The organism is Bartonella tribocorum (genome assembly GCF_002777915.1).
Classification (GTDB): domain Bacteria; phylum Pseudomonadota; class Alphaproteobacteria; order Rhizobiales; family Rhizobiaceae; genus Bartonella; species Bartonella tribocorum_A.
In genome coordinates this window covers 162,599-177,193 of sequence record NZ_NJGE01000001.1, presented here as the reverse complement: position 1 = coordinate 177,193, position 14,595 = coordinate 162,599, and the positions used below count along the sequence as shown (strand labels likewise).

Here is a 14,595-nt window from a genome sequence, read left to right as displayed (position 1 = left end):
CAGCATGAAACTGTTATTTACTGTATCCTCATTCCTTTTCTGCACAACATATTTTGATAAGCATCAAAAGAAAAAATCAGACGCATTCTCATATTTCCTTAGCTGAAGATTAGCTCTTATACAAAAAAATTAATCAATATTGACGCTTTTTACAAAACAGTCATTTTTTGCAAAGATTATTATGAAATTTTCTCTCTCCTGCGAATAAACATGTTTAATGAATCATACTTTTTTACGATCAATATTATTGTTATCGTAATTATTTTTATCATAAAAGCTGCTTTGGTTTAAAGCTGTCTGTTTTGGAATACCACCCACTTTTGCATGATAAATTCATAAATAATGGGTCGTCCATTTTCTTCACATTTTAAACGATAAAGAGCTCTTTTACTGTTTTTAAATAGGTTGTATAAGTGAATTCTGCTGCTTTTGATTTTCTTAAAAGGCCTTTGAACTCCTTCCCGCATCTCAAAAAATGAAGATTTTCACTCGAATCTGATTTGAAAACAGTCCAGATTCTAGAAGCTTTCCCTTGATTGCCGATCATATGATATATTCGTAAACTCAGAGAACGATCTGCTTAGCATATCGTGCAAAAAATCGGAGCCCCTTCTCTTTTTATAAGACGCACCCTTCACTCGTCAAATATTACGAACTGCACCCTTTGCAGCTGATGTTGTCATCGCAGCATAGGCTTTGAGAGCCTTGGAAACTTTACGCTGACGCTTCTCAACGGGTTGCCAAGCGCCTTTTCCTTTTGCTTCCATTTTAGCACGACGCTGCTTCATCTCAACGTCATCAACCAATATATGAATGCTACGATTTGGAATATCAATTTCTATGATATCCCCTTCTTCCACCAACGCAATTTCTCCTCCTTCAGCCGCTTCTGGTGAAACATGTCCTATCGAGAGCCCTGAGCTACCCCCTGAAAAACGTCCATCTGTAACAAGTGCACAAACCTTGCCCAATCCTTTAGATTTGAGATAACTGGTAGGATAAAGCATTTCTTGCATTCCAGGTCCCCCCCGTGGTCCTTCATAACGGATTAAAACAATTTCACCTATTTTAATTTTATCCGTTAATATAGCTGAGACAGCTGAATCTTGACTTTCAAAAATTCTTGCTGGACCTTTAAAGGACAAAATTGATTGATCAACACCCGCTGTTTTTACAATACAGCCATCTTTAGCGAGATTTCCATAAAGAACTGCCAATCCTCCATCTTGTGAATAGGCATGTTCCTTATCACGAATCACACCTTTTTCACGATCAAGATCAAGAGTCTCATAGCGACAAGATTGGCTAAAAGCTCTCTGTGTTGGAATCCCCCCTGGAGCAGCACGATAAAATGCACAAACTGTTGGTTCATTGGTCTGTTTTATATCCCAAAGATCAAGAGCTTCTTTCATCGTTTTTGCGTGAACCGTATAAGTTGATGTATCAATGAGTCCCGCCGCATCTAGTTCACCTAAAAGCCCCATAATACCACCTGCGCGATGAACATCTTCCATATGGACATTCGCAACAGCAGGAGCAACCTTGCATAAAACCGGAACACGACGTGAAAGATGATCGATATCCGTCATGGTAAAATCCACCTCACCTTCCTGCGCCACTGCTAAAAGATGCAGTACTGTATTGGTTGATCCCCCCATGGCAATATCAACGGTCATGGCATTTTCAAAAGCCTTGCGTGAAGCAATAGAGCGTGGCAAAACTGTTTCATCATCTTTTTCATAATAACGCTTGACCAATGCAACAATCTGCCTTCCAGCTTCTTCAAAAAGCATCTGCCGATCTCTATGTGTTGCGAGCACTGATCCATTTCCGGGAAGCGAAAGCCCTAAGGCTTCCGTTAAGCAGTTCATAGAATTGGCCGTAAACATTCCTGAACAAGAACCACATGTAGGACAAGCAGCACGCTCCATTTCAGCAACCTCTTCTTCTGAATTGTGTTCTGAAGCAGCGGCGACCATAGCATCAACCAAATCAACCCTTAAATCTTGATCTTTCCATTTAATCTTACCGGCTTCCATAGGACCGCCTGAAACAAAGATTGTTGGAATATTCAACCGTAAAGCAGCCATTAACATTCCAGGAGTAATTTTGTCACAATTAGAAATACAGACAAGAGCATCCGCACAATGAGCGTTGACCATATACTCTACAGAATCAGCAATAATTTCACGTGAGGGCAAAGAATAAAGCATTCCATCGTGCCCCATTGCAATTCCATCATCGACAGCAATGGTGTTAAACTCTTTTGCAACACCTCCGGCAATTTCTATCTGTTGTGCAACCAATTGTCCAAGATCTTTTAAATGCACATGCCCTGGTACAAATTGTGTAAAAGAATTCGCAATCGCAATAATGGGTTTACCAAAATCCGTATCTTTCATCCCTGTTGCACGCCAAAGACCGCGAGCTCCTGCCATATTACGCCCGTGTGTCGATATTCTTGAACGGTAAGAAGGCATTATTTTTTTTCCCCTCAAATAATTCCATTTTACTTGTTGTGCTGTAACTTCACTCTAAAAACAAGAGCTTTAATATTCAAAAGAGAAAAATACCTTGTATTGAGGCTTTTGAAGCACAAAAATTAAAAGAAGTACTGTATAAACTTTCTCATAAAGTAATAAAGATTTATTTTTTTATTACCTGTTCATCAATATATAATCCAAACACAACTGCACGTTTGAGACAAATATCAAAACAATTCAGTACAACACAAACTGTTCCAGATTTTTTACACGCCAGATTTAGTGAGTATATTGCACCAATCTGTTTGCATAATTTCTGAAACAAGAAAACAGCCTTATTGGTAAAGAATATGAAAACCTAATGGTATAAAAACTTACCATCTCCTTACATTTCAGCTTTACGCCTTTCAAAAGCATCCATAGCAATATCTTAAATAATGATGACACATTGTCTCATGCTTTTATTTTTCACATTCTTCAATAAAGCCACATCCCTCACGAAGAACAGAATAGCTAACAAAATACACTTGTCCTACCAATTCACGCACTCGTTTTAAAGAAGTATCCCTCAATACGCTCTGGCCTGTTTCATCACCAAGCCCGTGAGTAGTATAAAAGCCCCATAAATAAATAAAACTTATAGAGCACCACTACCTTTACACTCATGTAAAGAAAAATTTGGAAAAATCATACATTTTACTCATCCCCAATATTGCAAAAGTCCTTGGCAATTAAGACAATTCATACGAGGAGTATTCCTTTCTTCACGTATTTTTACCTACACGCAAACTCTGCTTATAACCAACAAACAAGTAATTTAAATTGTTCAATATAAGAGAACTTTAAACGAAAAAATTTCATGATTCTCGGGATTCTCATTCCAATTGAAAAAAATAATTATGAATATTCATCAATATTTTATTGAGTGATAACGCAAATTGCAGAAGGATGCCAATCCTTTTAGTTTTCCTCTGCACGATACCAAAACAGCGCCTCCCCTCACCAACAAAAGAAGGAAAAAATCCAACAACACCGCTAAACAGCTTAATACCCTTTAATTGAGAAAAAACGGATAGAATTTATAAAGAGCTTAAGTTCTTTCTCGTAAAGCGCAATCTAGTGCAGAGTTACAATTCGGAGCTCATGCTCATTGGCTCCAGCAAGGGCAATAGAGCGTTCATCGGATAAAATGATAGGATAACCTGTTTCACCAAAAAGTGCCCATACGGTAATGCCTGGGGTCATGGGGGGAAGATCTGGAAAATTTTTAGCCAAATCATCCGTACAAACCTTTTTTAAATAGGCAATTTGTCCCGTATCAGAGTAGGACGTATTCTGAAACGACAAGTTTTGTTTATGTTCTCCCATTTCACTGTTCCTTTACGCCTTAACTTTTATGACTCACCACTACTGACTTTAATTGGAATCTGTTTTATTTCTTTTTTTAATTTTGGTTTATACAGATTAATTGATAAAAGACCATTTTTCAACTCGGCATTTGTGACGTGCATCCCTTCCGCGAGAACAAAGGTCCGCTGGAATTGTCGCGCGGCTATACCGCGATATAAATATTGATGATTTTGATTGTCTGTTTGTTTACCATGAATAACCAATTGATTATCATCGAGCAAAATATTAAGATGATTAATCTTAAATCCAGCAACAGCCAAAGTTATCCGGATATGATTTGCATCATCGTTTTTATGTAAACGTTCAATATTATAGGCTGGGTAAGCCTCATCAGCTTTACCGATACGTTGTAATATTTTTTCTACAGTTTCAAATCCTAAAAGAAAAGGATTGGAGAAAGGTGTCACAGTCATTCATGAGTATCCTCTTTAAAGCGACTTTACTTGACCAAACTCTATATGAAGTGTTCGCTGCATTCTTCTCATATGGCGAGCACGAATGACAACTTCAAGAGAGAAGATTAAGAGATTTCAATGCCTCAAAGTAACATAAAAATACCTCGAAATACCATAAATGTGTCAAAGATGCGAAATTTATCTGGTATATTCTATCATGAAGATGAAATTGCAGAAATATTTCGCCGTTTTTCTGTGCAACGCCCAACCCCTAGGAGTGATCTTAACTATATAAATACTTTTACGCTTTTGGTTGCCGTTGTTCTTTCAGCTCAAGCGACAGATGTAAGCGTTAATAAAGCGACAAAAGAACTCTTTCGCCTTGCTGATCAACCGGAAAAAATGGTTGCATTAGGAGAAGAAGAAATCGCGCATCATATCCGTTCGATTGGTCTTTGGCGTGCAAAAGCACACAATGTTTATGCACTTTCTAACTGTTTAATTGATCAATATGGCGGTCAAGTCCCTGATAAGCGTGAAGCACTTATGGCCCTTCCAGGCGTGGGACGCAAAACAGCGAATGTTGTCTTAAATATTGCCTTTTGTCAGCCTACATTGGCGGTTGATACCCACATTTTTCGCTTAAGCAATCGCCTTGGTTTGGCACCTGGAAAAACACCAGAGATTGTTGAGAAAAAATTATTAAAAATTATACCGGTTCACTATCTTCGTCATGCACATCATTGGCTTATTTTACATGGACGCTATATTTGTCAAGCACGTAAAGCACAATGTACGCAATGTATTATTGCCGACTTATGTAAAGCCGCAAGCAAAACAAATGCTATTCCGGCACCTTTGGTTGAAATTCAAGGCAATGGAGCGCCGATTTTTTTGTAATACGCTCTTGCTATTTTGTATAGACTAGCTTATGAAAGCATTTTTGGAGAGCCGCCCGGCAGGGCATGCCGTGGCTGCTTAAATGCTTATTCAAGCGTTGGTCCGCTTGAATAGATAGGATGTTTGATTGAATCAATTAATGTATGGAGTAGCAAAATGCCCAAGATGAAGACCAAATCATCCGCTAAAAAGCGGTTTAAAATCACTGCGTCAGGCAAAATTAAAGTAGCAGCTGCTGGTAAGCGCCATGGCATGATTAAGCGTTCGAATAAATTTATTCGTGATGCGCGTGGAACGATGGTTTTGTGTGAACAAGATGCCAAAAAAGTTGTTCAGCATTATTTGCCAAATGGTCTTTAAACCTTACGCTTTTGATTTTGAGGAGAATATAATATGGCACGTGTGAAAAGAGGTGTGACAGCGCACGCTAAGCACAAAAAAGTTCTAAAACAAGCTGAAGGTTTTTACGGTCGTCGTAAAAATACCATTCGTGCAGCTAAGGCAGCCGTTGATCGTTCAAAACAGTATGCTTATCGTGATCGCAAAAATAGAAAACGTACTTTCCGTGCTTTGTGGATTCAGAGAATTAATGCGGCTGTTCGTGCAGAAGGTTTAACTTATGGACGTTTTATTGATGGTCTATCAAAAGCCGGTATTGAAGTTGATCGTAAAGTTCTTTCAGATATAGCAATCTATGAGGCGGAAGCATTTTCTGCTTTAGTTGCTTCAGCAAAAAAAGCTTTAGAATATTTAAAAGAGACAACACCTAATGCTTTTGAAGGCGCTGTCAAGTAAGCCAGTCGTGTTCTCTTAAAGCGTTTATTTATTCGAGGTCCCGTACTGGCTATGGCGAGTGCGGGTTTTTCTTTATTAAAAAAATAGGCAAAAATATGAACGATATTGAGCGTCTGGAACAAGAAATTTGTTTAGCTTTAGAGGCCGCTAGTGATGAACAGGCACTTGAAGCAGTGCGTATTGCAGCATTAGGTAAAAAGGGAAGCATCTCTGAAAAATTAAAAGCATTAGGAAAAATGGAGGCTAGCGAGCGCCAAAAAGCTGGACCAGTCCTTAATGGATTAAAAAATCATATTTTAGAATTATGGACACAAAAGCGTGATCTGCTAAAAAAACAAACAATGGATGCACGCCTTTCTCATGAAACGGTTGATATTACCTTGCCTGTTCGCTCTTCGCCTATGGAACGGGGGCGTATTCATCCTATTTCACAAGTAATTGAAGAAATTATCGCCATTTATACAAAAATGGGCTTTTCCCTTGCAGAGGGCCCAGATATTGAAACAGATTATTATAACTTTACCGCATTGAATTTTCCTGAAGGGCATCCAGCACGTGAAATGCATGACACCTTCTTTTTTGATGTTGATAAAATGGGAAAACGCAAATTATTGCGGACCCATACATCACCCGTACAAATTCGCACGCTGGAAAAACAAAAAGCGCCGATACGGATCATTATTCCTGGAAAAACTTACCGCATGGATTCAGATGCAACGCATTCGCCCATGTTTCATCAGGTTGAAGGTCTTGTCATTGATAAAACCTCCACCATTGCCCACATGATGTGGCTGCATGAAACCTTTTGTAAAGAATTTTTTGAAGTTTCTTCGGTAAAAATGCGTTTTCGTCCCTCTTTTTTCCCTTTTACTGAACCGTCTATGGAAGTGGATATTCAATGTGATCGTTCTGGTTCAGAAGTAAAGTTTGGCGAAGGACAGGATTGGTTGGAAATTCTAGGATGCGGAATGGTGCATCCTCATGTGTTAAAAAATGTTGGTTTAGATCCCGATGAATATCAAGGCTTTGCATGGGGAATGGGCATTGATCGTATTGCCATGTTGAAATACGGTATGCCTGATTTACGGGCTTTTTTTGATGCTGACCTGCGCTGGTTAGACCATTATGGCTTTCGTTGCTTTGATATGCCTGCTTTTTTTCCTAATAGATAATGTGTGATCTTATCATCGCTTTCCTGTGAGGTTTTAAAATGAAATTTACTTTGTCGTGGTTAAAAGATCACTTAGAGACAGATGCATCTTTAGATGAAATTTGCGAGAAATTAACAGCTATCGGTCTTGAGATTGATCACGTTGATGATCGCTCTTCTTTAAAAAACTTTGTGATTGCAAAAGTTTTAACAGCGATAAAACATCCTGATGCAGATAAACTTCAGATTCTCTCAGTAGATACGGGAACTGCTACACCTGTTCAAGTTGTCTGTGGTGCGCCCAATGCACGTGCTGGGCTTGTTGGTGTCCTTGCACGACCAGGCACCTATATTCCAGGACTCGATGTGACATTATCTGTAGGAAAAATCCGCGGTGTTGAGAGTTTTGGGATGATGTGTTCACAAGCTGAGCTTGAATTATCAAATGAGCACGATGGCATTATCGAACTTCCAGAAGACAGTCCTATTGGGGTTTCATTTGCAGCTTATGCTGGTCTCGATGATCCAATCATTGATATTGGTTTGACCCCCAATCGCTCTGATTGCACAGGTGTTCGTGGTATTGCCCGTGATCTTGCTGCTGCTGGAATGGGACAATTAAAAGAATTGTCTTTACCAAAATTTGCAGCTTCCTTTGATACCCCTCTCAACGTTTCATTAGATTTTTCGCAAACTTCATCGTTATGTTTAGGCTTTTCTTGGCGCGAGGTGTGTAATGTTCAAAATGGCGCATCACCGCAATGGATGCAACAACGTTTGAATGCAATTGGTTTGAGACCGATTAATGCACTTGTTGATATAACCAATTATATCTGTTTTGACCTTGGTCGTCCGCTCCATGTTTTTGATGCGGATAAGATTAAAGGCAATTTGTATGTACGTTGTGGTCGTGAAGGGGAACAGCTTCAAGCACTTAATGGAAAAATCTATCATTTGGGCGTTCAAGATTGTGTTATTGCAGATGAAGAAGGTGTTGTTTCGATTGCCGGTATTATGGGTGGTGAAAGAACGAGTTGTGATGAAACAACACGGCGCGTTATTATTGAATCGGCGCTTTGGAATGCACAAAGCATCGCACAAACAGGGCGAACATTAGGTCTTATCAGTGATGCACGTTATCGATTTGAACGCGGTGTTGATCCAGCTTTTATGGAAACAGGGCTTGAGATTGCAACAGAATTGGTCTTACGTCTTTGTGGTGGTGAAGTCTCTAAGGCGAAAACTGTTGGCTATCAGCAACAAGAAACAAAACAGATCGCTTTTCCTTTTTCTGAAATTAAACGTTTGACACATTTGGACATAGAGCCTGCAAAAGTCATTTCTATTTTAACGAAACTTGGATTTTGCATTGAGGGAAAAGGAGATATCGTTACAGTAAAAGTGCCATCGTGGCGCCCTGATATTATGGGTAAAGCCGATTTGGTCGAAGAAGTTATGAGGATTTATGGGTTAGATAAAATTAAGCCTATTCCTTTGGAAAACTTCGCAGAAGAAAAAGATCATGTTTTAACATGCGTGCAAATTCGTTCACGCGCTACCCGTTTGGCTCTAGCACATCGCGGTATGAAAGAAGCGGTAACCTGGTCTTTTATCTCTGAAAATCAGGCTCTTGCTTTTGGGGGAGGTCAAGCGGAGCTTAAATTGGTCAATCCTATTGCCACTGATATGTCAGTGATGCGTCCTTCTCTTTTACCTGGTTTGCTTATGGCAGCGCAGAGAAATGCTGATCGTGGTTTTTCTGATCTTGCTTTGTTTGAAGTTTCCAGCATTTATGAAGGCGATACCCCTGATAAACAACGACGTGTTGTGAGTGGGATTCGTCGTGGTACGGAGCAATTTGAAGGCGCTGGGCGTTTTTGGAATGGAAATGCAGCCGCCGTTGATGTTTTTGATGCCAAAGCAGATGCTTTAGCCGTTTTAGAAGCATGCGATATAGATGTTGGAAAAATACAGATTGAAGTTGGAGCCCCCGATTGGTATCATCCAGGTCGTTCAGGAGTCATAAAACTTGGATCAAAGATTATTCTTGGTTTTTTTGGTGTTCTTCATCCAGCGACTTTAGAAAAATTAGATATCAGTGGTCCTTTATGCGGTTTTGAAATTTTTCTCGATCAAATTCCAGAACCAAAGAAAAAAGCAACAAAGAACCGTTCTCCTTTGAAATTATCGCCTTTTCAAATGGTGCGGCGTGATTTTGCATTTATCGTTGATAAAACAATTGCTTCTTCTCTTATTGTTCGTGCTGCTCAGGGAGCCGATAAAAAACTTATTCATTCTGTACAAGTTTTTGATCTTTTTGAAGATCAAAGCCTTGGTGAAGATAAAAAATCTGTTGCCATTGAGATTGTTATTCAACCGATTGAACGCACTTTGACAGATAAGGACCTAGAAGAAATTGCTGCAAAAGTCATAGAAAATGTTACTAAAATGACAGGCGCTTATCTTCGTCGTTGAGTATCTTCGGATTCCTTTTATAAAAACAGGAGCGCTTTTGAGTGCTCCTTTATTTTTTAAAGGGTTTGAGATCTTTAGAATTCTTTTGCAAGATAATTTTACTACAAGCCATTCATTTATAATGATAATTTTTTCATATTAAATAAAGGCTGCAAGATTATAGGACTTATCATTTCAAAATCCTCTTTGAATGAATCAAAATTTTTTATTTTCATACCTTAAAGTGAAGTGGTTATGTAGAAACCATAAAAAGGAATTAAAATTCTTCTTATACTAGCTCTCAAATGCCAATATGAGGAATTGATCATGCAACATTGGGATTGAAAAAGTAAAAATAGTACCGCATTTTGTAAAATCAATGATAGTGCTCAATGGACCTCATCCCCTTTGAGATATGTGCCTTAGAGGTATTGCCATGAGATGAGTATAAGATGTTTTGTTAAAACAGGTCTATGAAGGATATATGATTAAAGTTTTATTCTGCATGACTTTCTTTATGCTTCGTAAACGAAAAATTGGCTCCATCATACTCTCTTTTCTAACTTCCATGTAGCCGACAAGAACTTATATTTGCGGAAGGCCATAAAGAAAGATTTTACTCCTTTTTATCGTTTTTATTCACAGACTCATTCCACTTGAAATGGGCAAGTAAAAGGTAATGATTGATTCATCATAAAAGGGCTTAAAATCAAAAAAACTATGATATTCGGGTCGTTAACTTAATAAAATAATATATTATCCTTATAAATTAATATGTTATCATTGTGATTAGCTGTTGATTGATCAGCAACAAAAAAAGACACAGGCTTTATGAGATAAATAAGTGCCATAAAACATAAGCTTAACAGTAAAGAATGAGAAAGATATCTCAGCTTTTATAAAATGCTTTGAAAAACAACAAAGCAATTTTTTCTTAAAATCATCCGTTTTTTCAAGATGAATTTTTAAGATGAGAAAGAATTGTTTTTAAAAGGCTTGAAAAGTTAATTTTTGTGAAAATCCTTCATTGCAAATGCAAAAAATAACTGTTATTGCTAAATGATAATGCAAATCATTCGCAATAAAACAAAGAGAAAATTAATGAATATAAAGAAAATTTTTGCTCTAATTCTGGGAAGTCTTATCTTTTTTACTCCAGATTTAGCGGTATGTGCTGGTAAATTTAAAGCTGTTACGACATTCACCATTATTGCTGATATGGCGCGAAATGTGGCGGGTGATGCCGCTGATGTTGAATCAATCACAAAACCAGGTGCTGAAATTCACGAATATCAACCCACCCCTCGTGATCTTATGCGTGCGCAAGGCGCAAATCTTATCTTGTGGAATGGATTAGAATTAGAGCTTTGGTTTGAAAAGTTTTTTCAAAATATTAAGGATGTTCCAAGTGTCGTAGTTTCAGAAGGTGTTGAGCCAATTACAATTGGTGAAGGGCCCTTTAGTGGTAAACCCAATCCTCATGCTTGGATGTCACCAACTTCTGCTCTGATTTACGTTGATAATATTCGTGATGCTTTTGTAAAGTACGATCCTGAGCATGCTGCTGTTTATAAAGAAAATGCTGAAATTTATAAACAAAAGATTCGCGCCACCATTGATCCAATCAGAGCTGAATTATCAGCAGTTCCTCAAGACAAGCGTTGGCTTGTAACGAGTGAAGGTGCATTTAGTTATTTGGCACGTGATTTTGATCTGAAGGAACTTTATTTATGGCCAATCAATGCTGACCAGCAAGGAACACCACAACAGGTTAAGCATGTTGTTGATATGGTTCGCAAATACAATATCCAAGCAGTTTTTTCTGAAAGCACAATTTCTCCAGCACCAGCTAAACAAGTGGCAAGGGAAACAGGAGCTAAATACGGTGGTGTTCTTTATGTTGATTCTCTGAGTGAAAAAAATGGTGAAGTCCCCACTTATATTGACTTATTACGTGTCACGAGTGATCGTATTAGCAAAGCCTTATTAGAGGGAGTAAAAAGCCAATGACGGAATGTGGAATATTTGCCCAAGGCGTAACGGTAACTTATCGTAATGGACATACAGCTTTACGCGAAGTAAATTTTGAAAGTCCAAAGGGATCTATTACAGCATTGGTTGGCGTTAATGGGTCCGGTAAGTCGACATTATTTAAAGCGATTATGGGTTTTGTACGCCCCTCAAAGGGAAAAATTCGCATGTTTGACTTGCCCGTTGATACAGCTTTGAAAAAAAACCTTATTGCTTATGTTCCTCAAAGTGAAGATGTTGATTGGAATTTTCCTGTTCTGGTTGAAGATGTTGTCTTGATGGGACGTTACGGTCACATGAATTTCTTTCGTTATGCACGGGCGCGAGATTATGAAGCCGTTCGTGTTGCCTTGGAACGCGTGGATATGTTGCCTTTTGCCAAACGCCAGATTGGAGAACTTTCTGGTGGGCAAAAAAAGCGCGTTTTTCTAGCGCGTGCTCTGGCACAGAAAGCAAAAGCTATTTTATTAGATGAGCCGTTTACAGGGGTTGATGTTACAACAGAAGATAAAATCATTGCTTTGTTACAAGATCTTCGTAAAGAAGGAGCAGTCATCTTGGTCTCTACCCATAATTTAGGCTCTGTTCCGGAATTTTGTGATCATACAGTTTTAATAAAAGGAACCGTTTTAGCTTCTGGGTTAACAGAAAAAATCTTTACAAAAGAAAATCTGGAAAAAACTTTCGGAGGCTCTTTGCACCACCATATTTTTGATCTTCAAGGCACGAAGAAAAATGATGTTTTCATGGGAAGAAAACAGTCTGCAGTTCGTGGAAATATTGAAAGAGTGGAGCATGTTGCATGATTTCTTGGTTGCTTGAACCACTAAGCTATCAATATATGGTGAATGCAATGTGGGTTTCTGGATTGGTTGGGTGTGTTTGTGCCTTTCTTTCGGCTTTTTTGATGTTAAAAGGTTGGTCGTTGATTGGTGATGCGCTATCCCATTCAATTGTTCCTGGTGTCGCAGGCGCTTACCTTTTAGGGTTACCTTTTTCACTTGGCGCTTTTTTTTCTGGTGGTCTTGCGGCAGCAGCAATGCTATTTTTTAATCAGCGAACAAAACTGAAAGAAGATACCATTATTGGTCTCATTTTTTCTTCCTTTTTTGCTTTTGGGTTATTTCTCAAATCATTAAAACCAATGGCTGTTAATATTGATACGATTGTTTTAGGAAATATTTTAGCCGTTAGTTCATCAGATATTATACAATTGGCTTTTATTGGTTTTTTCTCTTTATTTATATTGCTTTTGAAATGGAAAGATCTCCTTGTTTCTTTATTTGATGAAACACATGCACATGCCATTGGATTGAACGTAAAGTTTTTAAAGATTCTCTTTTTCACACTGCTTGCTGCTTGTACTGTTGCTGCAATGCAAACGGTTGGAGCATTTTTGGTTATTTGTTTGGTTGTAACGCCTGGGGCAACTGCTTATCTTTTAAGTGATCGTTTTGTGAATATCTTGGTGATTGCAGTTATAATTGGGACATTCACAAGCGTATTAGGTGTTTATGTGAGTTATTTTTTGAATGCACAAACCGGGGGTGTTGTCGTACTCTTTCAAGCATTCTTATTTATGTTAGCTTTTATTTTTGCTCCTAAACACGGATATATTGCCGCGCGTTTACGGATAAATGCAGCAAAAAAAGGGGTGGTGTTATCATGATTGATCAATTGCTCCTTCCTTTTCAATTTTCTTTTATGCTGAAAGGCATGCTTATTGTTATGATCCTTTCTATTCCAATGGCAATGCTTTCTTGTTTCCTTATTTTGAAAGGATGGGCGCTGTTAGGCGATGCTATTTCCCATGCAGTTTTTCCAGGTGTTGTTGTTGGTTATATGACAACACCGTGGGTCATAGCATTTTTAGCTTCTTTGCCATTTGCTTGGTTCCAGCATATGCGCCCAGAAAATATTACAATGACTTTGATTACTTGCGGTGCTTTTGTTGCGGGTATGGTTTGTGCGCTTACAACAGGTTTTTTGGGGAGCAATAGTCGTATCAAACAGGATACAGTAATGGGGGTTGTTTTTTCATCGATGTTTGGTTTAGGGCTTGTTTTGGCAACATCTATCTATAGTAGCTTAGATTTAAATCATATTCTATTTGGGAATCTGTTAGGCGTTAATTGGCTTGATATTACCCAGACAGCGATCATTTCTGCCATTGTTACTTTTATTTTAGGAGCCAAATGGCGTGATTTTATGCTGTATATTTTTGATTCAGTACAAGGTCGTGCAATGGGATTGCAAATATCACTGCTCCACTATACCCTTCTCACTATGATTTCTCTCACAATTGTTGCGGCTTTAAAAGCGGTTGGAATTGTGCTTGTTATTTCTTTACTGATAGCACCAGGAGCTATTGCCTATCTTGTCACAAAACGGTTTTCTTGTATGTTAATGATCGCGATACTTATTGCCGCTTTCTCTGGTTTTTTAGGGATTTATCTTAGCTTATTTATCGGCTCTGATTCTGCCTCCACAATAGTGTTAATTTTGACATTGATTTTTATTGCCATTTTCATGATGACTTTCTTTCGTCGAAACATAATTCAAGAAACTTGACGGTGATAAAATTCATGCATATCAGCCATGCATTTTTATATATTGTTTCTCGTGCTTATTTTAATTAGAGGTTGAGTCGCTAGGTTATTTTTCCTCCTAATGTCTAGCAATTGAATGCAGTGCATATTCTCCCCCCCCAACGCTGCATTCTTAATTAAGAGGCTGCATTGATTTGTTATGCAGCCTTTTTATTTTTTTACTTTTCTAAAATCTCTTCTTATTTCTTGAAACCATTTAAAATGATTATCATGTTGCAAAACTATTGAGTATATCTTGAGGGAACTTATAAGCGTAAAGACACTTACACATAGAAATGTGTGGAGAGGAGAAATAATGGAGAGGACTTATCCACTCAAACATATAAACCCTTATCCACTCAAACATATAAACCGTTAAATAAATATAA

Annotated in this window: 12 protein-coding genes; 9 read left to right on the top strand and 3 right to left on the bottom strand. The window is 38.2% G+C overall.

The window, feature by feature from the left end:
• Positions 1 to 641: 641 nt before the first annotated feature.
• The 3 genes from ilvD to CER18_RS00675 all read right to left on the bottom strand — a co-directional run bounded on the left by ilvD (position 642) and on the right by CER18_RS00675 (position 4,306).
• The gene (gene ilvD, locus CER18_RS00685; protein WP_100128193.1) at positions 642 to 2,480 is read right to left on the bottom strand and encodes a dihydroxy-acid dehydratase; all 1,839 of its coding nucleotides are present in this window, start codon (positions 2,478 to 2,480) and stop codon (positions 642 to 644) included.
• 1,119 nt (positions 2,481 to 3,599) lie between these two features.
• Complete coding sequence (locus tag CER18_RS00680) at positions 3,600 to 3,851, bottom strand: DUF1150 family protein (protein ID WP_100128192.1); 252 nt, start codon at positions 3,849 to 3,851, stop codon at positions 3,600 to 3,602.
• 26 nt (positions 3,852 to 3,877) lie between these two features.
• Entirely contained in the window at positions 3,878 to 4,306 is a 429-nt protein-coding gene (locus tag CER18_RS00675) for an Hsp20 family protein (RefSeq protein WP_100128191.1), read from the bottom strand.
• A gap of 171 nt (positions 4,307 to 4,477) precedes the next feature.
• On the opposite strand from CER18_RS00675, the gene nth reads away from it, so the two are divergent.
• The 9 genes from nth to CER18_RS00630 all read left to right on the top strand — a co-directional run bounded on the left by nth (position 4,478) and on the right by CER18_RS00630 (position 14,189).
• Positions 4,478 to 5,188, top strand: a complete 711-nt coding sequence (gene nth / locus CER18_RS00670) for an endonuclease III (RefSeq protein ID WP_245410021.1) — start codon at positions 4,478 to 4,480, stop codon at positions 5,186 to 5,188.
• Positions 5,189 to 5,344: 156 nt separating this feature from the next.
• On the top strand, positions 5,345 to 5,548 hold the full coding sequence (gene rpmI / locus CER18_RS00665; RefSeq protein WP_100128190.1) for a 50S ribosomal protein L35: 204 nt from the start codon (positions 5,345 to 5,347) through the stop codon (positions 5,546 to 5,548).
• Positions 5,549 to 5,581: 33 nt separating this feature from the next.
• On the top strand, positions 5,582 to 5,983 hold the full coding sequence (gene rplT / locus CER18_RS00660; protein ID WP_100128189.1) for a 50S ribosomal protein L20: 402 nt from the start codon (positions 5,582 to 5,584) through the stop codon (positions 5,981 to 5,983).
• A 95-nt stretch (positions 5,984 to 6,078) separates the two neighbouring features.
• The gene (gene pheS, locus CER18_RS00655; protein WP_100128188.1) at positions 6,079 to 7,155 is read left to right on the top strand and encodes a phenylalanine--tRNA ligase subunit alpha; all 1,077 of its coding nucleotides are present in this window, start codon (positions 6,079 to 6,081) and stop codon (positions 7,153 to 7,155) included.
• Positions 7,156 to 7,193: 38 nt separating this feature from the next.
• Positions 7,194 to 9,608: a phenylalanine--tRNA ligase subunit beta gene (pheT, locus tag CER18_RS00650; protein ID WP_100128187.1), complete on the top strand. Its 2,415-nt coding sequence runs from the start codon at positions 7,194 to 7,196 to the stop codon at positions 9,606 to 9,608.
• Positions 9,609 to 10,688: 1,080 nt separating this feature from the next.
• Entirely contained in the window at positions 10,689 to 11,597 is a 909-nt protein-coding gene (locus tag CER18_RS00645) for a metal ABC transporter substrate-binding protein (RefSeq protein WP_100128186.1), read from the top strand.
• Positions 11,594 to 12,424, top strand: a complete 831-nt coding sequence (locus CER18_RS00640; protein WP_100128185.1) for a manganese/iron ABC transporter ATP-binding protein — start codon at positions 11,594 to 11,596, stop codon at positions 12,422 to 12,424. The genes CER18_RS00645 and CER18_RS00640 overlap by 4 nt, the downstream gene beginning before the upstream one ends.
• Positions 12,421 to 13,287 carry a metal ABC transporter permease gene (locus CER18_RS00635; protein WP_100128184.1) on the top strand — a complete coding sequence of 289 codons (867 nt, stop codon included), beginning with the start codon at positions 12,421 to 12,423 and terminating at the stop codon, positions 13,285 to 13,287. Before CER18_RS00640 ends, CER18_RS00635 begins: the two co-directional genes overlap by 4 nt.
• Positions 13,284 to 14,189, top strand: a complete 906-nt coding sequence (locus tag CER18_RS00630) for a metal ABC transporter permease (RefSeq protein WP_100128183.1) — start codon at positions 13,284 to 13,286, stop codon at positions 14,187 to 14,189. Before CER18_RS00635 ends, CER18_RS00630 begins: the two co-directional genes overlap by 4 nt.
• Positions 14,190 to 14,595: the final 406 nt, after the last annotated feature.